This is a genomic window from Vibrio sp. 10N.286.45.E10 (assembly GCF_002874195.2).
Taxonomy (GTDB): domain Bacteria; phylum Pseudomonadota; class Gammaproteobacteria; order Enterobacterales; family Vibrionaceae; genus Vibrio; species Vibrio crassostreae.
Genome location: NZ_MCWD02000001.1, coordinates 2,431,075 through 2,456,441, shown reverse-complemented (window position 1 = coordinate 2,456,441; position 25,367 = coordinate 2,431,075). Strand labels below are relative to the sequence as shown.

The 25,367-nt window shown below is 45.0% G+C and carries 23 protein-coding genes and 2 tRNA genes; 21 read left to right on the top strand and 4 right to left on the bottom strand.

Annotated features, from left to right (window positions below; all coding sequences use genetic code 11):
- Window positions 1-72: 72 nt before the first annotated feature.
- A complete protein-coding gene (gene yhbY, locus BCU34_RS10845; protein ID WP_004738252.1) occupies window positions 73-369 on the bottom strand; it encodes a ribosome assembly RNA-binding protein YhbY in 297 nt (98 codons plus the stop codon).
- Between the two features lie 114 nt (window positions 370-483).
- Between yhbY and rlmE the strand changes: the two genes are divergently transcribed.
- The 17 genes from rlmE (at window position 484) to BCU34_RS10760 (ending at window position 18,775) form a co-directional block, all read left to right on the top strand.
- The gene (gene rlmE / locus BCU34_RS10840) at window positions 484-1,113 is read left to right on the top strand and encodes a 23S rRNA (uridine(2552)-2'-O)-methyltransferase RlmE (protein ID WP_017059396.1); all 630 of its coding nucleotides are present in this window, start codon (window positions 484-486) and stop codon (window positions 1,111-1,113) included.
- 107 nt (window positions 1,114-1,220) lie between these two features.
- Entirely contained in the window at window positions 1,221-3,188 is a 1,968-nt protein-coding gene (gene ftsH, locus BCU34_RS10835; RefSeq protein WP_048658160.1) for an ATP-dependent zinc metalloprotease FtsH, read from the top strand.
- Window positions 3,189-3,276: 88 nt separating this feature from the next.
- Entirely contained in the window at window positions 3,277-4,107 is an 831-nt protein-coding gene (gene folP / locus BCU34_RS10830) for a dihydropteroate synthase (RefSeq protein ID WP_102479085.1), read from the top strand.
- A 21-nt stretch (window positions 4,108-4,128) separates the two neighbouring features.
- Window positions 4,129-5,469: a phosphoglucosamine mutase gene (gene glmM / locus BCU34_RS10825; RefSeq protein WP_017059393.1), complete on the top strand. Its 1,341-nt coding sequence runs from the start codon at window positions 4,129-4,131 to the stop codon at window positions 5,467-5,469.
- Window positions 5,470-5,761: 292 nt separating this feature from the next.
- Entirely contained in the window at window positions 5,762-6,094 is a 333-nt protein-coding gene (gene secG, locus BCU34_RS10820) for a preprotein translocase subunit SecG (protein WP_017059392.1), read from the top strand.
- A gap of 16 nt (window positions 6,095-6,110) precedes the next feature.
- Window positions 6,111-6,195, top strand: a tRNA-Leu gene (locus tag BCU34_RS10815).
- 53 nt (window positions 6,196-6,248) lie between these two features.
- A tRNA-Met gene (locus BCU34_RS10810) sits at window positions 6,249-6,325 on the top strand.
- A 234-nt stretch (window positions 6,326-6,559) separates the two neighbouring features.
- Window positions 6,560-7,015, top strand: coding sequence for a ribosome maturation factor RimP (rimP, locus tag BCU34_RS10805; RefSeq protein ID WP_004738265.1), 456 nt, complete (start codon window positions 6,560-6,562; stop codon window positions 7,013-7,015).
- Window positions 7,016-7,050: 35 nt separating this feature from the next.
- A complete protein-coding gene (gene nusA, locus BCU34_RS10800) occupies window positions 7,051-8,538 on the top strand; it encodes a transcription termination factor NusA (protein WP_017059230.1) in 1,488 nt (495 codons plus the stop codon).
- Between the two features lie 22 nt (window positions 8,539-8,560).
- The gene (infB, locus tag BCU34_RS10795; RefSeq protein ID WP_102479084.1) at window positions 8,561-11,251 is read left to right on the top strand and encodes a translation initiation factor IF-2; all 2,691 of its coding nucleotides are present in this window, start codon (window positions 8,561-8,563) and stop codon (window positions 11,249-11,251) included.
- Between the two features lie 134 nt (window positions 11,252-11,385).
- Window positions 11,386-11,799, top strand: coding sequence for a 30S ribosome-binding factor RbfA (rbfA, locus tag BCU34_RS10790; RefSeq protein WP_017065964.1), 414 nt, complete (start codon window positions 11,386-11,388; stop codon window positions 11,797-11,799).
- On the top strand, window positions 11,799-12,752 hold the full coding sequence (truB, locus tag BCU34_RS10785) for a tRNA pseudouridine(55) synthase TruB (protein WP_050620004.1): 954 nt from the start codon (window positions 11,799-11,801) through the stop codon (window positions 12,750-12,752). The genes rbfA and truB overlap by 1 nt, the downstream gene beginning before the upstream one ends.
- Before the next feature lie 218 nt (window positions 12,753-12,970).
- Window positions 12,971-13,240: a 30S ribosomal protein S15 gene (rpsO, locus tag BCU34_RS10780; RefSeq protein WP_010436144.1), complete on the top strand. Its 270-nt coding sequence runs from the start codon at window positions 12,971-12,973 to the stop codon at window positions 13,238-13,240.
- Window positions 13,241-13,618: 378 nt separating this feature from the next.
- Window positions 13,619-15,739: a polyribonucleotide nucleotidyltransferase gene (pnp, locus tag BCU34_RS10775; protein WP_102479083.1), complete on the top strand. Its 2,121-nt coding sequence runs from the start codon at window positions 13,619-13,621 to the stop codon at window positions 15,737-15,739.
- Window positions 15,740-15,863: 124 nt separating this feature from the next.
- Window positions 15,864-16,787, top strand: coding sequence for a lipoprotein NlpI (gene nlpI, locus BCU34_RS10770; RefSeq protein ID WP_048658156.1), 924 nt, complete (start codon window positions 15,864-15,866; stop codon window positions 16,785-16,787).
- Window positions 16,788-16,940: 153 nt separating this feature from the next.
- On the top strand, window positions 16,941-17,348 hold the full coding sequence (locus BCU34_RS10765; protein ID WP_009847536.1) for a MarR family winged helix-turn-helix transcriptional regulator: 408 nt from the start codon (window positions 16,941-16,943) through the stop codon (window positions 17,346-17,348).
- Between the two features lie 89 nt (window positions 17,349-17,437).
- The gene (locus tag BCU34_RS10760) at window positions 17,438-18,775 is read left to right on the top strand and encodes an MATE family efflux transporter (protein WP_055319586.1); all 1,338 of its coding nucleotides are present in this window, start codon (window positions 17,438-17,440) and stop codon (window positions 18,773-18,775) included.
- A gap of 85 nt (window positions 18,776-18,860) precedes the next feature.
- Here the strand turns inward: BCU34_RS10760 and BCU34_RS10755 are convergent, their stop codons facing one another.
- From BCU34_RS10755 to BCU34_RS10745, 3 genes are all read right to left on the bottom strand, one after another.
- Window positions 18,861-19,739, bottom strand: a complete 879-nt coding sequence (locus tag BCU34_RS10755; RefSeq protein ID WP_008218800.1) for a U32 family peptidase — start codon at window positions 19,737-19,739, stop codon at window positions 18,861-18,863.
- Window positions 19,740-19,757: 18 nt separating this feature from the next.
- The gene (gene ubiU, locus BCU34_RS10750) at window positions 19,758-20,771 is read right to left on the bottom strand and encodes a ubiquinone anaerobic biosynthesis protein UbiU (protein WP_017068227.1); all 1,014 of its coding nucleotides are present in this window, start codon (window positions 20,769-20,771) and stop codon (window positions 19,758-19,760) included.
- A gap of 177 nt (window positions 20,772-20,948) precedes the next feature.
- The gene (locus BCU34_RS10745; protein WP_048658152.1) at window positions 20,949-22,988 is read right to left on the bottom strand and encodes a bifunctional diguanylate cyclase/phosphodiesterase; all 2,040 of its coding nucleotides are present in this window, start codon (window positions 22,986-22,988) and stop codon (window positions 20,949-20,951) included.
- A gap of 258 nt (window positions 22,989-23,246) precedes the next feature.
- On the opposite strand from BCU34_RS10745, the gene ubiT reads away from it, so the two are divergent.
- From ubiT to rimI, 4 genes are all read left to right on the top strand, one after another.
- Window positions 23,247-23,774, top strand: coding sequence for a ubiquinone anaerobic biosynthesis accessory factor UbiT (ubiT, locus tag BCU34_RS10740; protein WP_032545250.1), 528 nt, complete (start codon window positions 23,247-23,249; stop codon window positions 23,772-23,774).
- The gene (locus tag BCU34_RS10735) at window positions 23,758-24,261 is read left to right on the top strand and encodes a GNAT family N-acetyltransferase (protein ID WP_102433383.1); all 504 of its coding nucleotides are present in this window, start codon (window positions 23,758-23,760) and stop codon (window positions 24,259-24,261) included. Before ubiT ends, BCU34_RS10735 begins: the two co-directional genes overlap by 17 nt.
- A gap of 159 nt (window positions 24,262-24,420) precedes the next feature.
- Entirely contained in the window at window positions 24,421-24,819 is a 399-nt protein-coding gene (locus BCU34_RS10730; RefSeq protein ID WP_102433382.1) for a DNA polymerase III subunit psi, read from the top strand.
- A complete protein-coding gene (gene rimI / locus BCU34_RS10725) occupies window positions 24,812-25,267 on the top strand; it encodes a ribosomal protein S18-alanine N-acetyltransferase (RefSeq protein ID WP_102433381.1) in 456 nt (151 codons plus the stop codon). Before BCU34_RS10730 ends, rimI begins: the two co-directional genes overlap by 8 nt.
- Window positions 25,268-25,367: the final 100 nt, after the last annotated feature.

Below are 25,367 nucleotides of genomic sequence, written 5' to 3'. Positions count from 1 at the left end.
CGTTTCTCACGCTACACTAAAAGATAAGCGCTGTGGCTTCCTATTAGTGAAGTTAGCTTATATTAAGCTCGCTTATTTACGTGGAATCTCGATTTTACGTGCTTCTGACTGACGGAACAGTACTAGAACTTTACCGATAGTCTGTACTTTCTCAGCTTTAGTTTCACGTACAATTGCATCGATAATCAGTTGCTTAGTCTCACGGTCTTCTGATGCAACTTTAATCTTGATCAGTTCGTGGTGGTCTAGAGCTAATTCGATTTCCGCTAGAACAGCTTCAGTAAGTCCATTTGCGCCCATTAGCACAACAGGTTTTAAACTGTGAGCTAGGCCCTTTAGATGCTGCTTTTGTTTGGTACTTAGGTTCATTACGCGGCCAATTTTCTTTACTATTAGGGTTGAAAAAACCTATTTTAACGCCATCTAAAGCTGAAGACTATAATTTATTCAGCAATTAGTACTTTCCTCCAATTTAGGTATCCAATGAGCAAACAGAAACACTCGGCCAGTTCAGGCCGTTGGTTGAAGGAACACTTCGACGACAAGTACGCAAATGAAGCAAGAAAGAAAGGCTATCGTTCACGTGCTTATTTCAAAATGGAAGAGATTCAAACGAAAGATAAATTGCTGTCTCCTGGGATGACCATTGTGGATTTGGGTGCAGCACCTGGCGGTTGGTCTCAATATGCTGCTAAGATTGTTGGAGACAACGGACAAATCATTGCGTGTGACTTGTTACCAATGGACCCGATTGCTGGCGTTAGCTTTTTACAAGGCGATTTCCGCGAAGAAGCTGTGCTAGATGCCTTGTTGGAGCGTATACAACCAAACATGGTTGATGTCGTGATGTCAGATATGGCACCTAATATAGCAGGCAACAATTCTGTGGATCAGCCAAGAGCTATGTATTTAGTTGAATTAGCTTTGGATATGTGTCGACAAGTTCTAGCTACCAATGGTAGTTTTGTTGTAAAAGTATTCCAAGGCGAAGGGTTTGACCAATACGTTAAGGACGTCCGCGAGATGTTTAAAACAGTAAAAGTTAGAAAACCCGACTCTTCTCGAGCTCGATCTCGTGAAGTGTTTATCGTAGCCACTGGTTACAAAGGTTAACGATTCTCTTCCAATAGTGAGAGTTAACAACATGGCTACAGGTTACAAACTGTAGTACCCTACCTTTAATTACAATTAGTTATCGAGAGGCTTACACCTTGAGTGACATGGCAAAAAATTTAATTCTGTGGCTTGTTATCGCGGTAGTGTTGATGTCGGTATTCCAGAGCTTTGGCCCTGGGGAAAGTAACGGCAGAGCAGTAGATTACACCACGTTTGTACAGGAAGTTGGCCAAGGCCAGATTCAAGACGCACAGTTCAATAACAGCGAAATCACTTTCACACGTCGTGGTGGTGGCTCTAAGTATGTAACTTACATGCCTGTTTATGATCAAAAGCTACTTGATGACTTAATTAATCAAAACGTAAAAGTTCAGGGTACACCACCTGAAGAACAGAGCCTGCTTGGCACTATCTTCATCTCATGGTTCCCTATGATCTTACTGATTGGTGTATGGATTTTCTTCATGCGTCAAATGCAAGGCGGCGGCGGCGGTAAAGGCGCGATGTCTTTCGGTAAGAGTAAAGCTCGAATGATGAGCGAAGAACAAATCAAAACGATGTTTGCTGATGTTGCTGGTTGTGACGAAGCAAAAGAAGACGTGAAAGAGCTTGTGGATTACCTTCGTGACCCAAGCCGCTTCCAAAAGCTAGGTGGTAAGATCCCAACAGGTATCTTGTTGGTTGGTCCTCCTGGTACGGGTAAAACATTGCTTGCAAAAGCGATTGCCGGTGAAGCGAAAGTACCGTTCTTTACTATCTCTGGTTCTGACTTCGTTGAAATGTTTGTTGGTGTTGGTGCATCTCGTGTGCGTGACATGTTCGAACAAGCGAAGAAAGCGGCACCTTGTATCATCTTTATCGATGAAATCGATGCTGTAGGTCGTCAACGTGGCGCTGGTGTTGGTGGTGGTCACGATGAACGTGAACAAACACTGAACCAAATGCTGGTTGAGATGGATGGTTTCGAAGGTAACGAAGGTATTATCGTTATCGCTGCGACTAACCGTCCAGACGTACTAGACCCTGCATTACTTCGTCCTGGTCGTTTTGACCGTCAAGTTGTGGTTGGTCTGCCAGATGTACGTGGTCGTGAACAGATTCTTAAAGTACACATGCGTAAAGTGCCACTATCGGGTGATGTTGAACCATCTCTGATTGCTCGTGGTACTCCAGGTTTCTCTGGTGCAGATCTTGCGAACCTTGTGAACGAAGCGGCGCTGTTTGCTGCTCGTGGTAACAAGCGTAATGTATCTATGGTTGAGTTCGAACTAGCTAAAGACAAAATCATGATGGGTGCAGAGCGCCGTTCAATGGTGATGTCTGAAGAAGTGAAAGAGTCAACGGCTTACCACGAAGCGGGTCACGCAATTGTTGGTCGCTTGGTGCCTGAACACGATCCAGTGTACAAGGTTTCAATCATTCCACGTGGTCGTGCGCTTGGTGTAACTATGTACCTACCTGAGCAAGACCGCGTAAGCATGTCTCGCCAACATCTAGAATCAATGATCTCTAGTTTGTACGGTGGTCGTCTTGCTGAAGAACTTATCTACGGTAAAGACAAAGTTTCGACTGGTGCGTCTAACGATATCGAACGTGCAACTGATATTGCTCGTAAGATGGTAACGCAGTGGGGCTTCTCAGAAAAACTGGGTCCTCTTCTATATGCTGAAGAAGAAGGCGAAGTTTTCCTAGGTCGCGGTATGAGCCAAGCGAAACATGTTTCTGACGATACGACTAAGCTGATCGATGAAGAAATTCGTATTCTAATCGACCGCAACTATGCTCGTGCGAAGCAAATTCTTGAAGAGAACATGGATATCATGCACTCGATGAAAGACGCGCTAATGAAGTTTGAAACGATTGATGCAGGTCAGATTGATGACTTGATGGAACGTAAAGACGACATTCGTGAGCCAGCTGGTTGGGGTGATCAGGCGAAAGCAGAACCTGCAAAGGAAGAAGCTAAACCTGAAGCGAAATCAGAAGAAGCAGCAGCCGAACCAAAAGCTGAAGAGTCGCAAGTTGAAGAAGTTAAGTCTGAATCAGATGATGCTCAAAACAAAGATTCTTAATCACTAGGCTTTAAATTAAAACCCTGAGTACGCTCAGGGTTTTTCTGTTTATAGCCCAAGATGTTTTTACCTTTAAGACCCACCTTCCATGATATTAAAAGCACATAATAAAACGCTCGTTTTAGACCGCCCACATGTGATGGGTATCCTCAATGTTACGCCTGACTCTTTCTCTGATGGCGGGAAATTCAATTCATTAGATAATGCTTTACTGCAAGCAGAGCGAATGATTCAAGCAGGTGTTAGCATTATTGACATTGGTGGTGAGTCAACTCGCCCGGGAGCACCTGACGTATCTTTAGAAGAAGAGCTCGCTCGCGTTATACCTGCCATTAAAGCAATTCGCGCCAAGTTCGATGTGTGGATCTCTATTGATACCAGTAAAGCTCAAGTGATGCGCCAAGCCGTTGAAGCAGGGGCTGATTTGATCAATGATGTGCGCGCATTGCAAGAGCCCGGAGCTCTAGAGGCAGCCGCCGATGCTAATGTGCCAGTTTGCCTGATGCACATGAAAGGTCAGCCAAGAACCATGCAAGCCAACCCAAATTACGATGATGTCCTAACGGATGTTGAAGCGTTCTTAAAAGAAAGGGTAGAAGCGTGTGAGGCTGTTGGCATACCAAAAGATCAGCTGATTTTGGATCCTGGTTTTGGTTTTGGTAAAACCATTGAGCATAATTACCACCTATTAGCGCACCTTGAAAAATTTCACAGGCTTGGGTTGCCAGTCTTAGCGGGGATGTCGAGAAAGTCGATGCTCTTTAAGCTACTAGACAAAGTTCCAGCAGATTGCATGGTTGCTAGCGTCACTTGCGCTACCATCGCTGCAATCAAAGGTGCACAAATTATTCGCGTTCACGATGTTGAAGATACATTGGAAGCGATGAAGATAATCGAAGTGATGAATAACAATCACTAATCATAATTAAGGAAAATCAATATGTCTGATAAGAGACGTTACTTCGGCACAGATGGTGTACGTGGCAAAGTTGGCCAATACCCGATTACACCTGATTTTGTTCTGAAGCTTGGCTGGGCTGCGGGTCGTGTTCTTGCGAAACAGGGCACTAAGAAAGTCATCATTGGTAAAGACACCCGTATCTCTGGCTACATGCTGGAGTCTGCTCTAGAAGCTGGTCTCGCTGCTGCGGGTCTTCAGGCTACTTTTACTGGCCCAATGCCAACACCAGCCGTGGCTTACCTAACACAAACGTTCCGCGCTGAAGCTGGTATTGTTATCTCAGCATCACACAACCCTTACTACGATAACGGTATTAAGTTCTTCTCTTCTGAGGGAACAAAGCTACCGGACGATATCGAGTTGGCGATTGAAGCTGAACTGGACAAAGACATTGAATGCGTTGATTCTTCGGAGCTAGGCAAAGCAGTACGTTTGAACGATGCCGCTGGCCGTTACATCGAGTTCTGTAAAAGTACGTTCCCACATAAAATGACATTAGCTGGCATGAAGATCGTTATCGATTGTGCCCATGGTGCCACTTACCACATTGCGCCTGCTGTATTTAAAGAGCTGGGTGCTGAGGTTGTGGCTATTGGTGTTGAGCCAAATGGTACTAACATCAACCACGAAGTAGGCGCGACGGATGTACGTGCTCTGCAAGCTAAAGTGCTTGAAGAAAAAGCGGCATTAGGTCTGGGCTTTGATGGTGACGGCGACCGTATCATCATGGTTGACGAGCTAGGCAACAAAGTTGATGGTGACCAAATCGCTTACATCATTGCACGCGATGCACTGCGTCGTGGTGAGTTGAAAGGTGGTGTTGTTGGTACACTAATGACCAACCTGGGTATGGAAAATGGCCTTAAGCAGTTAGGTATTCCGTTTGTTCGTGCTGCAGTTGGTGACCGTTACGTAATGGAGCAACTTCTTGCTAAAGGCTGGAAGATTGGAGCAGAGAACTCGGGTCACGTTATCCTATTAGATAAAGTAACGACGGGTGATGCTATCGTTGCTGCGCTGCAAGTATTGGCTTCAGTTGTTGATAGCGAAATGACTCTGAATGAGCTGTCTCAGGGCATGACGTTGTACCCGCAAGTTCTAGAAAACGTTCGTTTCAGTGGAGACTCAAACCCACTAGAAGCAGAAGCAGTAAAAGCAGCTGTTGTTGAAGTTGAAGCTGAACTTGGCGAGAAAGGTCGTGTGCTATTACGTAAGTCTGGTACAGAGCCACTATTGCGTGTGATGGTTGAAGGCGAAGATGCTGAGCTTGTTCAAGCATCCGCGCTTAAGATTGCCGATGCAGTAAAAGCAAACTGCTAATTTAACCTTTTACTAAACAGGCGCAATGAATAGCGCCTGTGATTAGAAGTGATTGACTTATATAACGGTCAAGATATAACGGTCAAAAGAGACGTAAATGAGTTTTGTGTCGCTTTTGACCTTTTTTTGACCATTCACTTGGTAAAGGCTTATTTTTTAGCAAATTCTCCTTGTCAGCCATCGTCGCATTCGCTAGTATTGCTCGGCCTTCAGTTAGGAGGTCGCTAGCCTTGTTCTTAAAAATAGTTTTTTGAACGGCGCTGGCTCAACAATTAGGAACATAGGTGGAAAAATGTTTACAGTTCTACTTGTGATTTACCTGTTGGCAGCGCTTGGTGTAATTGGCCTAGTGTTGATTCAACAAGGTAAAGGCGCAGATATGGGAGCCTCTTTCGGTGCTGGCGCTTCAAACACTGTGTTTGGTGCTGGTGGCTCAGGAAATTTCCTTACCCGAATGACTGCAATTTTTGCAACTACATTTTTTATCCTTAGCTTAGTGCTTGGTAATATGTCTACACATAAAACTGAGTCACAATGGATTGACCCGACTCAAGGTCAGGTAATTCAACAAGCTGATGACGCAGTGAGTGAAGTTCCGGCGCAAGGCGACGAAATTCCACAATAATCTGTAAAGATTTGATGCCGAGATGGTGAAATTGGTAGACACGCTAGCATGAGGTGCTAGTGCCTTAGGGTGTGAGGGTTCGAGTCCCTCTCTCGGCACCATGTTTACAAACTTGTAAAACATCTTGTTGGGCGTATAATGCTCGCAAGTCGGACGCGGGATGGAGCAGTTTGGTAGCTCGTCGGGCTCATAACCCGAAGGTCGTCGGTTCAAATCCGGCTCCCGCAACCAATTTCAATGCTATTATATAGCTTGTATTGGTAGCAAGTTTGCACAGTGTGAACCTCACTGTGAGTTAAGTGTGATATCGAATGTGATGGCACTTAACATATAAGGGTCCAGCAACAAAAACCCCGGCTTATACGGGGTTTTTTGTTATCTAAGCATTTATAAATGCGCTTAGATAATGTTTGCTTGGAATTTAAATTGGGCTTTGAGCCCTTTTTTTGTTTCTGGAGTGGTTAAATGACTGGTTTAGAAAGACAACTTACTGAAATGCTTGACGCTCCAGTAGCAGCATCAGGTTATGAGTTAGTTGGATTAGAATTTATTCGTGCTGGTGAGCACTCAACGCTACGTATTTACATCGATTCACCAAACGGTATCAATGTAGATGATTGCGCTGAAGTTAGTCACCAAGTAAGTGCCGTAATGGACGTTGAAGATCCAATTTCAGTGGCTTATAACCTTGAAGTGTCTTCACCAGGTTTAGAGAGACCACTGTTCAAAGCAGAGCATTACCAACAATTTATTGGTCACGAGGTAAGCATCGTTTTGAAAATGGCTGTCGGCAACCGTCGTAAATGGAAAGGTGATATCCAATCTATCGAAGGCGAGACAGTGAAAGTATTGGTTGAAGGACAAGAAGAAGAATTCGTCCTGAGCAATATTGCGAAAGCTAACCTGATCCCTAAATTTTAGTTCTCCTAGAGAGAAGAGCTTAAGAGGCTAGATTAATGAACAAAGAAATTTTGGCGGTAGTAGAAGCTGTTTCTAATGAGAAAGCAGTTCCTCGTGAGCGTATTTTTGAAGCGCTTGAAATCGCGCTTGCAACGGCAACAAAAAAGAAAAGCGAACTAGAAATTGAAGTTCGTGTTGAAATCGACCGTAAAACGGGTGATTTCGAAACTTTCCGTCGTTGGGAAGCTGTTGAGGAAGTTGAATTCCCAACAAAAGAAATCTCTATTGAAGCTGCAAAGTACGATGACCCAGAGATCGAACTTGGCGGTTTCATTGAAGATGACATCGAATCAGTAACGTTTGACCGTATTACCACTCAAACGGCTAAGCAAGTTATCGTACAGAAAGTACGTGAAGCTGAACGCGCTCAAATCGTTGAACAGTTTATTGATAACGAAGGTGAGCTAGTAACTGGTGCAGTTAAGAAAGTTAACCGTGACACTATTATCCTAGACCTAGGTAACAACGCTGAAGCGGTAATTCTTCGTGATGACCAACTTCCTCGTGAAAACTTCCGTCCAGGTGACCGTGTTCGTGGTCTTCTTTACGCAGTTAAACCAGAAGCTCGCGGTTTCCAGCTTTTCGTTACTCGTTCGAAGCCAGAAATGCTAGCTGAACTATTCCGTGTTGAAGTGCCTGAGATTGGTGAAGAGCTAATTGAACTTAAAGGTGCTGCACGTGACGCGGGTTCTCGTGCTAAAATCGCTGTGAAAACAAACGACAAACGTATTGACCCAGTTGGTGCGTGTGTTGGTATGCGTGGTGCACGTGTACAAGCTGTTTCTAACGATCTTGGCGGTGAGCGTATTGATATCGTTCTTTGGGATGATAACCCGGCTCAATTCGTAATCAACGCAATGGCTCCTGCTGATGTTGCTTCAATCATCGTTGATGAAGACGCACACTCTATGGATATCGCTGTTGAAGCGGATAACCTAGCACAAGCTATCGGTCGTAGCGGTCAAAACGTACGTCTAGCTTCTCAACTGACTGGTTGGGAACTGAACGTAATGACTGTTGCTGACCTTGAGAAGAAGCACCAAGAAGAAGCAGTTGCTTCTATTGAAAACTTCATGAAGCACCTAGACATTGAAGAAGACTTCGCTCAAATGCTTGTTGAAGAAGGCTTCTCTACGCTTGAAGAAGTAGCATACGTTCCTGTGAACGAGCTTCTTGAAGTAGATGGTCTAGATGAAGGTATCGTTGAAGAACTACGTAACCGCGCGAAAGACGCACTGACTACTCTAGCGCTAGCGAAAGAAGAAACTTTCGATGGTGTTGAGCCTGCTGAAGACTTACTTGCACTTGAAGGTCTAGAGCGTGAAATGGCTTACAAGCTAGCAGCAAAAGGCGTTGCGACATTGGAAGACCTAGCTGACCAAGGCGTTGATGAACTAGAAGGCATCGAAGACCTAACTGCAGAGCGTGCAGGCGAGCTAATTATGGCTGCGCGTAACATCTGTTGGTTCGGCGACGAAGAATAATTCAGCAAGGAGAGAAAGCGGTATGACACAATTAACAGTTAAAGCACTGAGTGAAGAGATTGGTACGCCAGTTGACCGCTTAATTGAACAACTTGCTGATGCAGGCATGAAGAAAGCAGGGTCGGATCAAGTGACTGATTCAGAGAAGCAAACATTGCTAACGCACCTTAAAAAGGAGCACGGCGATACTTCTGGTGAAACAGAACCGACTCGTTTAACTCTTCAACGCAAGACCCGCAGCACGCTAAGTGTTGCCGCTGGAGGCGGTAAGAGTAAGGATGTTCAAGTAGAGGTACGTAAAAAACGTACTTACGTGAAGCGCAGCACTATTGAAGATGAAGCGAAACGTGAAGCTGAGGAAGCGGCTAATCGTGAAGCGGAAGAGAAAGCACAACGCGATGCTGAAGAGCAAGCGAAACGTGATGCTGCAGAGAAAGCACAGCGCGAAGCCGAAGAAAAAGTAACACGTGAAGCGGATGCAAAACGTGAAGCTGAAGAGAAGGCTCAACGCGCACAAGCTGAAAAGGCTAAAAAAGACATGAATTCAAAAAATGCAGACGCTAACGCACAAGCGAAAAAAGAAGCGGATGAACTTAAAGCTCGTCAAGAGCTAGAAGCAACTCGTAAAGCAGAAGCTGAAGCAGCTAAGCTTGTTGAAGAAGCTCGTAAGTTAGCAGAAGAGAACCAAGAACGTTGGTCTGAAGAAGAGAAGAAGAAGAAAGAGCAAGAGAAATCTGCGGATTACCATGTGACTACTTCTACTTACGCTCGTGAAGCTGAAGATGCGGCAGATAAGAAAGATGAGAAAGCACCTCGTCGTCGCAAGAAGAAAGCAGCTCCTGCTAACCAACCTGCAAACAACCGTGGTGGTCGTAACCAACGTGGTCGTGGCGGTAAAGGTAAGCTTGCTAAACCAACTTCAATGCAGCAAGGCTTCGATAAGTCAGCTACTGTTGCTAAATCTGACGTTGCTATCGGCGAAACTATCGTTGTTTCTGAACTGGCGAGCAAAATGTCAGTTAAAGCAACTGAAGTTATCAAAGTAATGATGAAGATGGGCGCTATGGCGACTATCAACCAAGTGATCGACCAAGAAACAGCACAACTTGTTGCTGAAGAAATGGGTCACAAGGTAATCCTGCGTAAAGAAAACGAACTTGAAGAAGCAGTACTAGCTGACCGTGATAGCGATGCTATCGCTGAAGGTCGTGCTCCTGTTGTTACTATCATGGGTCACGTTGACCACGGTAAAACTTCAACACTTGATTACATTCGTAAAGCACACGTTGCTTCTGGCGAAGCTGGCGGTATCACGCAGCACATTGGTGCTTACCACGTAGATACTGACAACGGCATGATCACTTTCCTTGATACTCCTGGACACGCGGCGTTTACCGCTATGCGTGCTCGTGGTGCTCAAGCGACAGATATCGTTGTACTTGTAGTTGCAGCAGACGATGGCGTAATGCCACAAACAATCGAAGCAATCCAGCACGCGAAAGCGGCAGGCGTTCCTCTGATTGTTGCTGTGAACAAGATCGATAAAGAAGGTGCAAACCCAGACAACGTTAAGAATGAGCTAGCTCAATACGACGTTATCCCTGAAGAGTGGGGCGGCGAGAACATCTTCGTTCACATCTCTGCAAAACAGGGCACAAACATCGATGGTCTTCTAGAAGCAATCCTTCTTCAGTCTGAAGTTCTTGAGCTTACAGCGGTTAAAGAAGGCATGGCGTCTGGTGTTGTTGTTGAATCTCGTCTTGATAAAGGTCGCGGTCCAGTTGCAACAGTACTAGTACAGTCTGGTACTCTAAACAAAGGCGACATCGTTCTTTGTGGTCAAGAGTACGGCCGTGTTCGTGCAATGCGCGATGAGAACGGCAGAGACATCGAAACTGCAGGTCCATCTATCCCTGTAGAAATTCTAGGTCTTTCTGGCGTACCTGCGTCAGGTGACGAAGCGACTGTTGTACGTGATGAGCGTAAAGCACGTGAAGTTGCTAACTACCGTCAAGGTAAATTCCGTGATGTTAAACTAGCTCGCCAACAAAAAGCGAAACTAGAGAACATGTTCGCGAACATGACGGCGGGTGAAGTTGCTGAACTTAACGTTGTACTTAAAGCTGACGTTCAAGGTTCTGTAGAAGCGATTGCTGACTCTCTACTGAAACTATCAACTGACGAAGTTAAAGTGAACATCGTAGGTTCTGGTGTTGGTGGTATTACTGAAACTGATGCAACTCTTGCTGCAGCTTCTAACGCTATCATCCTTGGTTTCAACGTTCGTGCTGACGCAACTGCGCGTAACACGGTTCAGAACGAAAACCTAGATCTACGTTACTACTCAATCATTTACCAACTGATTGACGAAGTTAAACAGGCGATGGGCGGTATGCTTGCTCCTGAATTCCGTCAAGAGATCATTGGTCTTGCACAAGTTCGTGACGTATTTAAGTCGCCTAAACTTGGTGCAATCGCTGGTTGTATCGTTACTGAAGGTACGATTAAGCGTAGCAACCCAATCCGTGTACTTCGTGAAAACGTTGTTATCTACGAAGGTGAACTAGAGTCACTTCGTCGCTTTAAAGATGACGTTCAAGAAGTTAAGAACGGTTACGAATGTGGTGTCGGCGTTAAGAACTACAACGACGTTCGCGTTGGTGACCAGATCGAAGTATTCGAAATCGTTGAGGTTAAACGTACTCTAGACTAATCAGTCTGTACGACTCGACATATTGACTAAGGTTACTAACATTACTAATAAAGGTAATAAGTAATCGGTTGTTGAATACACCATGGGGGGCTGGTAATTACCAAGCCCCCCATCTTTCTAAGTGAGAAAAGAAAATGTCAAAAGAATTTAGCCGCACACAACGTGTGTCTCAGCAGCTTCAAAAAGAGCTTGCGCTTATCCTCCAACGTGAAGTTCGTGACTCACGTATTGGTATGGTAACTATCTCAGATGTAGAAGTGTCTCGTGACCTTGCTTACGCAAAAGTGTTCGTGACTTTCCTATGTGTTGGTGAGCAAACACCTGAATCATGTCTTAAAGCTCTTAAAGAGCATGAAGTGCCAGTTCGTATGGCTCTTGGTAAGCGTATTCGCCACCGCCTAACGCCTGAAGTTCGTTTTACTTACGACAACACACTAGTAGAAGGCATGCGTATGTCTAACCTAGTAAGTGAAGTTCTGAACGACGACAAGCGCAAGCAAGAAGAAGCTGGCCGCACTGACGAAACTCAGTCTAAGGGCGAAGAGTAATGGCTCGCCGTCGTAAAGGTCGCCCTATAAACGGGGTAATTCTGTTAGATAAGCCGACAGGTATTTCGTCTAATGATGCACTGCAAAAAGTAAAGCGTATTTACTTTGCAGAGAAGGCGGGGCACACCGGTGCTCTGGATCCTCTTGCGACTGGCATGCTGCCAATTTGTCTTGGTGAAGCAACGAAGTTTTCTCAGTTTCTTCTAGATTCTGATAAGCGCTACGTTGTTATCGCTAAGCTTGGTGAGCGTACCAATACCTCTGACTCTGATGGTGAAGTGGTAGAGACGCGTGATGTTAACGTGACTCAAGAACAGCTTGAGCGTTGTATTGCGAGCTTCAAGGGTGAAACCGATCAGATACCATCAATGTTTTCGGCATTGAAGTATCAAGGTAAGCCTTTGTACGAATACGCACGTGCAGGTATCGAGGTTCCTCGTGAGTCTCGTAAGATCACCGTGTACTCTATTGAACTGCTTCGCTTTGAAGGTGATGAAGTTGAAATGGAAGTGCATTGTTCGAAAGGCACATACATCCGCACAATTACCGATGATCTTGGTGAGATGCTAGGTTGTGGTGCTCACGTGACTATGCTTCGTCGTACAGGTGTCGCGAAGTACCCATACGAGCGTATGGTGACTTTGGAGCAGTTAAACGAGATCCTAGAGCAAGCACAGGCGCAAGAAATTGCACCGAAAGAGCTGCTTGATCCTCTGCTGATGCCAATGGACACTGCCGTTGAAGACTTACCAGAAGTAAACCTGAACGCGGAACTGACTGACCTTGTTCAGCACGGTATGCCAGTTCAGGTTGCTGGTGCGCCAACTGAAGGCACGGTTCGCATGACAAGTGGCGAAGAGAAGCTGTTTGTCGGCGTTGCTCAGATTGGCGAAGATGGCCGAGTTGCACCGAAGCGTTTGGTTGTTTTCAGAGATGAAGAGCCACAAGCGTAGCGCTTACATAGAGTCTGATATTAGCGGTTCGCCTTGAAATGCGAGCAAATAAGACAGAAAGCGAACGCCTAATTTAGGTGGTTCGCTTTTTTCGTTTTCAATGGGTTCGATTGTTATTGCACCAACTGACAAACTTCCCTATAATCCTCGGCTCGCGTAGCGGCTGAATCAGAGATTGGCTGCTACAAATATAAACTTACTCTTATCAGGAGAGAATTATGTCTCTGAATGCAGAAACTAAAGCAGCAATCGTTGCAGAATACGCACAATCTGAAGGCGACACAGGTTCACCAGAAGTACAAGTAGCACTACTTACTGCTTCTATCAACCACCTACAAGGTCACTTCAAAGCGCACAAACACGATCACCACAGCCGTCGTGGTCTACTACGTATGGTTTCTAGCCGTCGTAAGCTTCTTGATTACTTGAAAGGCAAAAACCTTGCTCGTTACCAAGACCTAATCAAGCGTCTAGGCCTACGTCGCTAATAGCGATGTCTGCAAAGACAGTTTGAAGAAAAGGAGCATTTATGCTCCTTTTTTTGTGCCTGTAAGAAAATGCGAGACCGGATGCTCAGAATATCATCTGGCTTTTTCTGATAGGAAATATATCTCCTAATAAAAATAGTTTATACTACGCCCGCCTATAGCGTTTTCAGCGTTTGGCAATCAACCTCTCAAGAGATTACAGTCACAGATGTCGGCCAATAGGTCGCGACTATTCAAAGGCGGATTTGGTCTTAATTCGGCGTATGAACTCATACAAAGAGTCACCATCCTAAGTCCCTTTTCACTAGTCGCGATTGGTAATATCTTGAGTCATTATTCACTTAATCTAAAGTTTGACTTTAGAGCTAAGGATATACAATGTTTGAAAAACCAGTTGTAAAATCGTTCCAGTACGGTAACCACACCGTTACTCTAGAAACGGGCGTAATTGCACGTCAAGCTACCGCTGCTGTAATGGCGACTATGGATGATACATCAGTATTCGTTTCTGTTGTTGCTAAGAAAGAAGCTGTTGCAGGTCAAGACTTCTTCCCTCTAACAGTTAACTACCAAGAGCGCACATACGCTGCGGGTAAAATCCCTGGTGGTTTCTTCAAGCGTGAAGGTCGTCCATCTGAAGGCGAAACACTAACAGCTCGTCTGATTGACCGTCCAATTCGTCCACTTTTCCCAAGTGCGTTTAAAAACGAAGTTCAAGTTATCGCTACGGTTGTTTCTATCAACCCTGACGTAAACCCAGACATGATCACTATGATCGCAACGTCTGCTGCACTTGCTATCTCTGGTGCTCCATTCAATGGTCCTATCGGTGCTGCACGTGTTGGTCACATCGACGGCGAACTTGTTCTTAACCCATCAAATACTGAGCTTGAAAACTCTAAACTAGACCTAGTTGTGTCTGGTACAGAAGGCGCAGTACTTATGGTTGAATCTGAAGCAGATAACCTATCTGAAGAAGAAATGCTTTCAGCTGTTGTTTACGGTCACGACCAACAACAAGTTGTAATCAAAGCAATCAACGAGTTTGCTGCTGAAGTTGCAACTCCATCTTGGAACTGGGAAGCACCAGCAGTTAACACAGAGCTTAAAGCTCAAGTTGCTGAACTTGCTGAAACACGTCTATCTGACGCGTACCAGATCACTGAAAAAATGGCTCGTTACGAGCAAGTTGGCGCAATCAAGAACGACGTTGTTGAAGCTCTAATCGCACAAGACGAAAACCTAGATGAGCGCGAAATCCGCGGCATGCTTGGTTCTCTAGAGAAAAAGGTAGTACGTAGCCGCATCATCGCTGGCAACCCACGTATCGATGGCCGTGAAAAAGACATGGTTCGTGCGCTAGACGTACGTACTGGTGTTCTTCCACGTACACACGGTTCTTCTCTATTCACTCGTGGTGAAACTCAAGCACTTGTTACTGCAACGCTTGGCACACAACGTGATGCTCAAATCATCGATAGCCTAATGGGTGAGAAGAAAGACAACTTCCTTCTACACTACAACTTCCCTCCATACTGTGTAGGTGAAACTGGTTTCGTTGGTTCTCCTAAGCGTCGTGAAATTGGTCACGGTAAGCTTGCTAAACGTGGTATCCAAGCAGTAATGCCTTCTGTTGAAGAATTCCCATACACAGTTCGTGTTGTATCGGAAATCACAGAATCTAACGGTTCTTCTTCAATGGCTTCTGTATGTGGTACATCTCTAGCGCTTATGGATGCTGGTGTTCCAATCAAAGCTTCTGTTGCGGGTATCGCAATGGGTCTTGTTAAAGAAGGCGACGATTTCGTTGTTCTTTCTGACATCCTTGGCGACGAAGATCACCTAGGTGACATGGACTTTAAAGTAGCAGGTACTAACGCTGGTATCACTGCACTTCAAATGGACATCAAGATCGAAGGTATCACTAAAGAGATCATGCAAATTGCACTTAACCAAGCGCAAGGTGCACGTAAGCACATCCTTTCTGTAATGGATGAAGCTATCTCTGGTGCTCGTGAAGATATCTCTGAATTCGCTCCACGTATCCACACAATGAAAATCAGCTCTGATAAGATCAAAGATGTTATCGGTAAAGGCGGCGCAGTTATCCGTGCTCTTTGTGAAGAAACTGGTACTACAATCGAAATCGAAGACGATGGCACAATCAAGATTGCTGCTACTGAAGGCGCAGCTGCTAAAGAAGCTATCCGTCGTATCGAAGAGATCACAGCTGAAGTTGAAGTTGGCCGCATTTACCAAGGTAAAGTTGCTCGTCTAGCTGACTTCGGTGCATTCGTTACTATCCTTCCAGGTAAAGATGGTCTAGTACACATCTCTCAAATCGCTGACAAGCGCGTTGAGAAAGTGTCTGACTACCTAACTGAAGGTCAAGAAGTTCCTGTTAAGGTTCTTGAAATTGACCGTCAAGGCCGTGTACGTCTAAGCATGAAAGAAGCAGTTGAAACGCCAGCTGAAGGCGAAGCACCTGCTGCTGAGTAATTCTCAGTGTGTCGATGGTGATATCGCTTTTTAGTGATTTCTAACCTATCGTCAACAAAGCATGTTATAAAGGGGAGCATATCGCTCCCCTTTTTTATTGCGGTCATAACAGGAGTAATTATTTGTGAAATGGTTTCAAACCGCGAGTATGTGTTTACTGCTTGTACTAACAGGTTGTGCGACAACATCAGATAACGCCTCACGCTGGGTTTATCCACCGATGGCTGTGCCACTGCAACCAAGCGTTCAGCAAGAAGTTCAAATTGCACGTCTTAGTCAGTTATTACAGCGCCCAGATTTGAACGATGAAGTTCGAGCTAAGATGCTGTTTGAACGTGGTAACTACTACGACAGTGTTGGCCTGCGTGATCTCGCGCGTCTCGACTTCAACCAATCTCTTTCATTGAACCCAGCTCAACCTGATATCTTCAATCTTTTGGGTGTTTACTTTACGCAGGTAGGGGAGTTTGATGCGGCTTATGAATCTTTTGATTCTACGTTAGAGCTTGATCCTGCAAACTCTTACGCAGAAAGAAACCGTTCTATCGCGCTTTATTATGGCGAACGTTACGACTTAGCCAATGAAGAGATGATGAAGCACTACGCCGATGATCCTAGCGATCCGTTTCGCGCTCTGTGGTTGTATATTATTCAGCATGAGCTAACGCCAGAGCAAGCTAAGCTTGATTTACAAAAACGTTACGAGAGTCGCGATGAGCAGTGGGGCTGGGTATTAGTCGCGATTATGCTTGATGACATTACTGAAGAGCAGGCTTTTAAGGCGATCTTAACCGGTACTCGTGACAACACGTTACTAGCGCAGCGTCTAACAGAGACGTACTTCTACCTGGCTAAGCGTTACCATATGAATGGTGACTACGCGAATGCGATCTCTTTGTACAAGTTGTCAGTCTCTTTCAACGTGTATGAATATGTAGAGCACCGCTACTCTTTCTTAGAGCTAAGCCGTATCTTCACCACGCTTAAAGCCGAGCACTTAGCACAAGTTAAGTTAGCTGAGGCTGAAGAAGAAGCCAGCGCTAAGTAAGCAATACATTTTGACTCCGAGAAGCCGCTGCCTGTCAGCGGTTTTTTTATGCTCCTTTTTTATGATCTTCATCTCGTTTTGATTGCTTTTTATTTAAACAACACTAAAATAGTTAGCCTTGCTAACTAAATGCTATTCTTTGATTGGGTGAGTATGCTAAACCAGAATTTAGAAAAGATTGAGCGTTTTGCTTCAAAGATATGGCGAACTCAGGTAAATGAAGACCCTATTTGCCAATTGAGCTTCAATGAGTATGACTATTTGAAGGTCATTCAATCTTCTCCTGAACCGATCCGATTGACTGATCTTGCGATTGAGATGCAGGTGACCAAGCCTTCAGCAACCACTATGGTTCAGAGACTAGAGAGAAAGGGGCTTGTTGAGCGTAAAGCTTCGCTCGAAGATGCGAGGTCTAAGTTGGTTGTACTGACCAGCAAAGCTGAAGTCGGCTTAGAAGAAGAAAGTAAGATCTATCAGGTCATGGCACAAATACTGGAAAGTCGTTTGTCTGAGCAAGAATCTCAGCAGCTAAACCTATTATTAAATAAAGCTTTGAAGTAAATAATTTAGATATTTAGTTAGCCTTATTAACTAATTTTTCGAGTCATATCTTGTTGATATGCGACTCACAAATGAAAGTAGAGTAAGAAATGAGTAACTCAATTAGTCGTCAGTTTTGGCGATACACAATCCCTACCGTGGCAGCCATGTTGGTTAATGGCCTGTACCAAGTGGTGGATGGCATTTTCATTGGCCGCTATGTGGGGGCTGATGGACTTGCAGGTATCAATGTTGCGTGGCCTGTGATTGGTTCGATTCTCGGTATTGGTATGTTGGTGGGCGTGGGTACCGGTGCACTGGTCTCGATTCGCCAAGGTGAAAAAGATACTCAAGGCGCTAAGCAGATCTTAGCAACGGGCTTAACCCTGTTGTTAGCGATAACGCCTATTGTCTCCGCATTGCTGTTTTTGTTTGCTGATAACTTCTTGCTTTGGCAGGGCGCTGAAGGGCGAGTGTATGAACTTGGCTTGCAGTACTTACACATTCTTATTGGTGCTAGTGTCTTCACGCTAGGTTCGATCGCGATGCCGTTTCTACTGCGTAACGATGACAGCCCTAATTTAGCGACGATATTGATGATCGTTGGTGCTGTGATTAATATCGTACTCGATTACCTGTTTATCGCTCTGTATGGTTGGGAGTTGATGGGCGCGGCACTAGCAACAGCTATCGCACAATTTGTGGTAACGGGCTTAGGTCTGGCTTACTTCTTTTCACGTCGAGCAAATTTACGCTTACGTTGGAATGAGTTACGACTGAAGCTATCGGTTATCCCACAGATCTTCGCCATTGGTACATCAAGCTTCTTTATGTACGCTTATGGTTCGATGATGGTGGCGCTGCACAATGCGTTGTTCTCCCAATATGGCGACCAGTTGATGATTGGTGCTTACGCGATTTTGGGCTACATCGTGACGGTTTATTATCTCACGGCTGAAGGTATCGCCAATGGCATGCAACCTTTGGTGAGCTACAACCATGGTGCGCGTAACCAAGCGAACATTCGTAAGTTACTTAAGATTGCGATGCTGAGTTCGGTATTGATTGGTGTGGCGTTCGTGCTGCTTCTGAACGCATTCCCACGTGAGTTTGTATCAGTCTTTAACTCGGACGAACCTCAGTTAGTTGAGTACACCGTGTTGGGTATTCGACTTCACATGTTTGCCTTAGCCCTAGATGGCTTCTTGGTAGTAGCAGGTGCTTACTATCAGGCAGTGAACAAGGGTAGCAAGGCGATGTTTGTAACGATAGGCAATATGCTGATCCAGTTACCTTTCTTGTACATTATGCCTAAGTTGTACGGTGTGCCGGGGATCTGGATTGCATATCCACTGTCTAATATCGCGTTGAGCGCGGTGGTAATGGTGATGCTCTACAAAGACGTAAAGAAGCTCGACGCCTCGCCGATGGAAACCGCAACGGCATAGGTCGATTTTCTTGAGACGAACTAAAAAGGTCTAGCGAATGCTAGACCTTTTTTGTACCTGTTTCTGGTTAGTCCAATGCGAGGAACTAGATGTTCTTAACGTCTAGACCGGCAAGCTGATGCCAGTAACCATTACATTGGCGGCTTTCAATCTTCATCGGGTTTTGACCTTGTTCGTTCGCTCTGAAGTTATTGATCTCAGAGAAGGTATCAACGCCGAGTGGGCTTAAGCGAACCACATCAACCAGGTCGTGCATGTTCGGCAAATCATTGACTAGGTTGTAGCAGTAGCCTGATTGGGTCTGGATACCATTAAGGTTGAATACTGATTGGCCTTCTTGGCTTTCTACTTGTAGCCCTGTTGGGTACTTGATACAGCAGGTTTCGCAATCGTCTTTAGCTTTGTTTTCAGCGCGAGCGGTAAAGCAGCGTGCTGAGTAAGCAAGCGGTAGGTAGCCGTGGCTAAATACTTCTACTTCGAACTTATTACGAATATTGAGCTCTTCGCACTGGGTCATTACGTTACTTAACCATTCGCGAGAAAGCTCAACCGGCATACACCAACGCGTCATACCTTGTTTCAAGAACAGGTTCAGGGTGCGTGCGTTGTAGGTGTTCACCGCAGGACCAACCACGAAAGGGACTTTGCTTTCGCTGGCCAGTTGAATTGCAGACACGTCGTTTGCTTCAATCGCGAAGTCACCGTTATCGATGTACTTCTTCATGATGTTGACTTCACTTGGCGCTTCGAGCAACGCCATGGTCGACAGTACCACTTGCTTACCTGAAGCAGACAGCTCTTTAGCGATGTCCATCCAGTGTTTTGCTTTCATCTCACGACGCTTTGAACACACGGCTTCACCGAGATATATGATATCAGCAGAGCTTGATTTCGCTTGCTCATAGAAGCTTTCAACGTCTTGTTTTGGCCAAAAATAAAGTAGAGGGCCTAATGCGTATTTCATTGAGTTCTCCATTTGGCTCTATTGCCATTTACGATGATAAGCGCCAAGCGTGGTTTGTGTACCTTCCGATACATTCGCCAGTGTCGCATTCCAAGCTTGTTCTACTTGGTATTGTTCAGGGTTTGCTAAGTAGCGATCAATAGCAGCGCGCCACGTACGAGTAACTTGCTCTACATAAGCAGGGCTACGCTGACGACCTTCAATTTTCACTGAAGCAACATTGGCAGCGAAAAGCTCTGGCAGCATTGATAGCGTGTTTAGGCTGGTTGGTTCTTCAAGTGCGTGATAGCGCTTACGTTCACCATCGATCTCTGCTTCAAAGCGGCCTTTACACAGCGTTGGGTAACCTGCGTTCTCACCTGCTTCATATTTATCGATAAGGATTTCGTTCAAGCGAGATTCGAGGCCTGTTTCTGTTTCTTGCCAGCGAACGTATTTCGCAGGAGAGCAAGCGCCAACCGTATTTGGTGATTCGCCAGTCATGTATGAAGAGAGGTAGCAACGACCTTCTGCCATGATGCACAAACTACCGAAAGCGAATACTTCAAGGTCAACGTCAGAAGTGATATTACGAGAAAGCTGTTTGACCTGATGGATCGATAATACACGCGGCAGTACCACACGCTTAACATTGAAGTTTTTATGGTAGAAGTCGATAGCAGCGGCATTGGTCGCTGATGCTTGTACCGATAGATGCAGTTCTAGATCTGGATATTTGTTTGCTGCGTACTCAAGCACCGCGATGTCTGCGATGATCAGTGCATCGACACCTAGCGCAGCAGCGTTGTCTACGGCATTGGTCCAACGGTCGAAGCCATTTGGGTGAGCAAACGTGTTTAGGGCAACATGAATTTTCTTGTTGTGGTCATGCACATACTGCACAGCACGATCGAGCTTTTTACCCGCAAAGTTTAGGCCTGCAAAGTGTCGGGCATTGGTATCGTCTTTGAATCCGATATAGACAGCATCCGCACCACAATCAATAGCGGTTTTCAAAGCAGGTAAGTTACCCGCTGGGCATAAGAGTTCCATTTGCTCACTACCAGTAGAATTGAGTTGAAGCGAGCATTTTATGAAGAATTGTGAATGACGGAATTGATGTAAGGCAGGTTTAGATGGATAAATCTGCTTTTACTCCGTTTGAGGTACTGACGAGTGACCGTTTTACATGTTGGCTTGGTTTAAATATGAGGTACTTGAATCGGTTAGTTAGTTCTTATGACGGCGGTTTTGGGCAAACAACTCTTCGACATCTTGTTTTGGTTGCGGACGGTAGAAGTGGAAGCCTTGAATCGAACTACAGTTGAGATTAGACAGCAGAGTCGCTTGCTCACTAGTTTCGACACCTTCAGCAACCACAGTTAAATCGAGAGACTTACCCAGGTTGATGATGTTTTCAATTACGGTGATTTGCTTTGGTAGGGTATCGATATCGGAGATGAAAGCACGGTCTATCTTTAGCTCATCAATTGGGAAGCGAGCAAGGTAAGACAGTGAAGAGTAACCAGTACCAAAATCATCGATGGAGAGAGCAAAGCCAAGTTTCTTGATGGCGTTAAGCATTTGAAGTGTGTGTTCACTATCACTCATCACCGCGCTTTCCGTTAGCTCAAATGTAATCGCACTTGGGTCTAGTTCTGTCGAACGCAGCAGTTTTTCCATGTAATCAATCAGTTTCGGGTTCCCAAACTGTTCAGGAGAAAGGTTGATTGCCACACGGCCAGGTAGGATCCCCTGCATCTTCCAGCGTTTAACTGTTGCGAATACTTCACGCATCACCACACGACCAAGCTGCTCGATAAGACCTGCACGTTCTGCAACTGGGATGAAAGCAGCAGGGCTGATGTAGCCTTCGACAGGGTGTTTCCAACGAACTAGAGCTTCTGCTCCGTTGATGGTGAAATCACGGGCATTTACTTTTGGTTGGTACCAAACCTCGAGTCCATTTTGTTGCAGCGCTTTCTGAAGCTCAATCTCCAGCCACAGTCGCATACGCGCTTCTTTGTTCATCTGTTCGTTGAACTTGATCAAGCGGTTGCGACCACGATCTTTCGCTTCATACATTGCTGTGTCTGCATTTTGCAACAAGATACGAGCATCAGTACCATCTTGAGGGAAGTTCACGCTACCAATCGAGCAGGCCAAGCGTTTACTGAAGTGGTGAAGATCGAAGGGTTGATTGATCAGGGAGATGATCTTTTCAGCGAGCATTTCAGGTGTTCGCTGATGTTCAGGTTCTGGCAGGATAATACCAAACTCATCCCCGCCTAAATGCCCAATCACAGCCTTACGGGGCAGTAAGCGTTTAAGGCGTGAAGCGACCTCTTTAATCACCTTGTCACCGATGTGATGACCAAGTGAATCATTGATATTCTTAAAGTTATCAATGTCTAAGTAGAGCATCACCACTGGCGTATCGTTGTGAATGAACTGCTCAAGACGCTTTGTAAACCCAACTCGGTTATAGAGCTTAGTCAGTGCGTCGATGTAGGCATCTTCACTGTTTGCCGGTGTATATTGTTTTGCGGTTTCTTGTGCGTCTTGGATAAGCACCAACTGAGTATTACTTCCAAGAACAGTGGTGGAGTCGATGTTGAGCTGAACCTTACGTTCAAAGCCGCATCGGGCACCCGTTAAGCAAACCAAACCAGACTCAGAAATAATAGAAGTGAGGTTATTATTGAAAACTGTTTTGGTTTGTTCATCGATAAATAGGCGTCCCAATTCTTCGCCAATTAACTCTGTGGTTGAGTTAAAGCCAAGCAAGCGAGCTGCTGCTGGGTTGGATGACAAGATGTAGTCACTTTCAACGAGCAGTAATCCGTCTGGGAGTAGTTGAGATAGCTTGTGGAATTTAGCTTCGGATTCTTCTAAAGAACGGACAAGTACTTGGTTTTCTGATGTGTCGAAGGCGTGAAAGACGATGTAGTCGGTTTTGTTGCCATTGGTAAGCGGAGATAGGCTGAAATGAAGGCTGGTATCGAGGTCAGTTTCGTTAAGGGTGACTTCGGCCTCAATCGTTTCGCCACTGAATGCACGCTCATAGTAAGGCTTAAGATGTTGGTAAAATTGTTCGCCCAATGTTTGGCGGTCATTCATGCCTGCAAGCTCTGTTTGACTCAAACCAGCAATATCGCAGTAACGCTCATTCACCATAAAATAGTTATGTTGAGCATCAAGTACTGCAAAAAAGAACGGACTATTTGCAGTTAGCTGGGTAAACCAATGTTGTAGTTGCTGGGGAGGCATCAAAGTACTACCAATTCTCCAAGAGCTTGAATATTCACTATCGATAAATATTTATTACTTTTTGTGTGGCTATCGATATTTACCTGTGAGTGCAGCGATCCGCTGTAATTCTCATTACCTGAGTTACTATAACTGTGATTTTCAGGATATTAAAGGTCGAGCATCAAACAGAAGTTAATTTGATACATAACAGTAACTGAGATCTTAACATCATCTATGATGCATTCCATATTATTGACAAAGTTACGGATAAGTCACGTGATAAACAAGATTCGCACTCAACTAGTTCAAAATGCCGCATCAATTTTGCGATCTCCAGTCCAGTTATTGCCTAAAACAGTACAAAAAAGAGCCTTGTTGGAGGCGCTTAAGAATGTCTTTAAGGAAGCTTTAGAGGACGGTGACTTTGAGTTCTTAGAAGATAAGTGGCTTAAAGTCTCAATAAAAGATATGGGGTTAAGTTGGTGTATTAGTTACAAAAATGAGCAACTAGTTGTAGCTGATAAAGAGGTGGCTGAAGATGTAAGCTTTAGCGGGAATCTTAATGACCTTGTGTTGATTGCGGGGCGTAAAGAAGATCCAGATACGCTTTTCTTCCAACGTAGACTGTCTATTGAAGGCGATACCGAGCTTGGTTTAGAAGTCAAAAACTTGATGGATAGCGTAGATTTGGACTTATTGCCGACTCCTATGAAAACTTTGTTAAATCAATTAGCTGATTTTGTGCAGAAGGGAGTACAATCCCCAGATACACAAAGTGAGGTAATGAATGCTTATTCGAACTGAAGCACCGGCAGATATACTTGTCATTGATCGTTTATTGAAATCTGTTTTTGAAACAGATGCAGAAGCTAATTTGGTTATGAGCCTGCGTGAGAATAGTCATTTAACGCTATCGCTGGTGGCTTGTTCTGACGAAGGCGAGGTGGTTGGTCACCTGATGTTTAGCCCTATCACGCTTAAAGGTGACGATCACAATTGGCAGGGGCTTGCACCGCTTGCTGTGAAAGAAGAGTTCCGCAACCAAGGCATTGCTAAATCACTGGTTGAAGATGCTTTCTCTACTTTGGTTGATTTTGGTTACCCAGCCTGTGTTGTGCTTGGTGATCCTGCCTATTACGGCCGCTTTGGTTTCAAGGCTGCGAGTGAGTTTGGTTTGAGCTGCACTTGGAATGTGCCAGAGGGAGCCTTTCAAGCTATCGAGTTAGTTGAAGGTGCGCTTGCTGGGCATTCTGGTGAGATTGCTTACAGTCCTGAGTTCAATGACTTATAAGCCCATTTCCCACGCAATATGATGCAAACTGATTTAGTCTAAATAAAGGAGCTTGATGCTCCTTTATTTTTTGTTAGTATCAGCCCAGCTCTGATGAGCTCGTTTTTAACTTCGCTCTAATAAATCGCCCACTATAAACCTAAGGTTACACCGCTAGATATGTCACAAACACACGCACAATACCTGCAAGAGATGGGCATTAGCCAATGGGAGCTTAGCCACCCAGAGCGTTTAGCGGGTTATGAATCTGAATTGATGCCACTCTCAAATGACTGCAAGCTACTGTTGGTTTCGCCTGAAAAGCCTCAGGAAGATCTCGCCGTGATGTTTGAACGAGTACTCAAAAGTATCAAGCTCGACTTATTTCAGGCATTACACATTCAGCCTCAGCACCTATCTTCGGTGGATTTAGGGGCGGTTGAGTGGGTGTGGTTTGCGGGGTGTGAGCCGACTCAAGAGCTGAAGGCTAAAACATTACAATCGCCATTACTGTCTGACATTAACGGTAATAACCAACATCGCCGCGACTTATGGCAACAAATTTGTGCTTATGACTAATCAATTTTTACCGACTTCACAACAACACCTAGACGCCATTTGGCAGATTGAGCAGGCCGCACATTCTCATCCTTGGTCTGAAACCATGATTCGAGATCTTGAGAGTCGAGGCGCTTGTCATCATGTTCTCGAAGTCGATGGGCAAGTGGTCGGGTACTTCTTCGCGCAAAACATCGTTGGTGAAGTCACGTTACTTAATATAGCGGTAGACCCAAGCCAACAAGGCAAAGGGTATGGTAAAGCGTTAACTGAACATTTCCTTGATATATGCGAACAAGCTGACGCGGAAAGCGCTTGGCTAGAGGTTCGCGAAAGTAATGTGAATGCGTTTAATCTTTACGAAAAAGCGGGCTTTAATGAAGTCGATCGTCGTCGTAACTATTACCCAACTAAGCAAGGCAACGAAGATGCGATCATTATGAGCTATCTTTTTATGTCTTTTAGCTAGTCATCTTGTCGCTTTTCGCTAAGCAGAGAATAAGCGACAAAATAGGGTGTAAACTGACCCTTTAGAAAGTGACACGCTTTCTGTATAATCTGCACACAGA

Excerpts from the sequence above, each read along its gene's own strand:
- BCU34_RS10745 (WP_048658152.1), bottom strand. The coding sequence starts at position 22,988 with ATGCCTCCCCAGCAACTACAACATTGGTTTACCCAGCTAACTGCAAAT.
- rpsO (WP_010436144.1), top strand. The coding sequence starts at position 12,971 with ATGTCTCTGAATGCAGAAACTAAAGCAGCAATCGTTGCAGAATACGCA.
- BCU34_RS10760 (WP_055319586.1), top strand. The coding sequence starts at position 17,438 with ATGAGTAACTCAATTAGTCGTCAGTTTTGGCGATACACAATCCCTACC.
- infB (WP_102479084.1), top strand. The coding sequence starts at position 8,561 with ATGACACAATTAACAGTTAAAGCACTGAGTGAAGAGATTGGTACGCCA.
- rlmE (WP_017059396.1), top strand. The coding sequence starts at position 484 with ATGAGCAAACAGAAACACTCGGCCAGTTCAGGCCGTTGGTTGAAGGAA.
- glmM (WP_017059393.1), top strand. The coding sequence starts at position 4,129 with ATGTCTGATAAGAGACGTTACTTCGGCACAGATGGTGTACGTGGCAAA.
- rimI (WP_102433381.1), top strand. The coding sequence starts at position 24,812 with ATGACTAATCAATTTTTACCGACTTCACAACAACACCTAGACGCCATT.
- secG (WP_017059392.1), top strand. The coding sequence starts at position 5,762 with ATGTTTACAGTTCTACTTGTGATTTACCTGTTGGCAGCGCTTGGTGTA.
- ubiU (WP_017068227.1), bottom strand. The coding sequence starts at position 20,771 with ATGGAACTCTTATGCCCAGCGGGTAACTTACCTGCTTTGAAAACCGCT.
- rimP (WP_004738265.1), top strand. The coding sequence starts at position 6,560 with ATGACTGGTTTAGAAAGACAACTTACTGAAATGCTTGACGCTCCAGTA.
- yhbY (WP_004738252.1), bottom strand. The coding sequence starts at position 369 with ATGAACCTAAGTACCAAACAAAAGCAGCATCTAAAGGGCCTAGCTCAC.
- truB (WP_050620004.1), top strand. The coding sequence starts at position 11,799 with ATGGCTCGCCGTCGTAAAGGTCGCCCTATAAACGGGGTAATTCTGTTA.
- BCU34_RS10755 (WP_008218800.1), bottom strand. The coding sequence starts at position 19,739 with ATGAAATACGCATTAGGCCCTCTACTTTATTTTTGGCCAAAACAAGAC.
- pnp (WP_102479083.1), top strand. The coding sequence starts at position 13,619 with ATGTTTGAAAAACCAGTTGTAAAATCGTTCCAGTACGGTAACCACACC.
- BCU34_RS10735 (WP_102433383.1), top strand. The coding sequence starts at position 23,758 with ATGCTTATTCGAACTGAAGCACCGGCAGATATACTTGTCATTGATCGT.
- rbfA (WP_017065964.1), top strand. The coding sequence starts at position 11,386 with ATGTCAAAAGAATTTAGCCGCACACAACGTGTGTCTCAGCAGCTTCAA.
- BCU34_RS10730 (WP_102433382.1), top strand. The coding sequence starts at position 24,421 with ATGTCACAAACACACGCACAATACCTGCAAGAGATGGGCATTAGCCAA.
- folP (WP_102479085.1), top strand. The coding sequence starts at position 3,277 with ATGATATTAAAAGCACATAATAAAACGCTCGTTTTAGACCGCCCACAT.
- ftsH (WP_048658160.1), top strand. The coding sequence starts at position 1,221 with ATGGCAAAAAATTTAATTCTGTGGCTTGTTATCGCGGTAGTGTTGATG.
- BCU34_RS10765 (WP_009847536.1), top strand. The coding sequence starts at position 16,941 with ATGCTAAACCAGAATTTAGAAAAGATTGAGCGTTTTGCTTCAAAGATA.
- nusA (WP_017059230.1), top strand. The coding sequence starts at position 7,051 with ATGAACAAAGAAATTTTGGCGGTAGTAGAAGCTGTTTCTAATGAGAAA.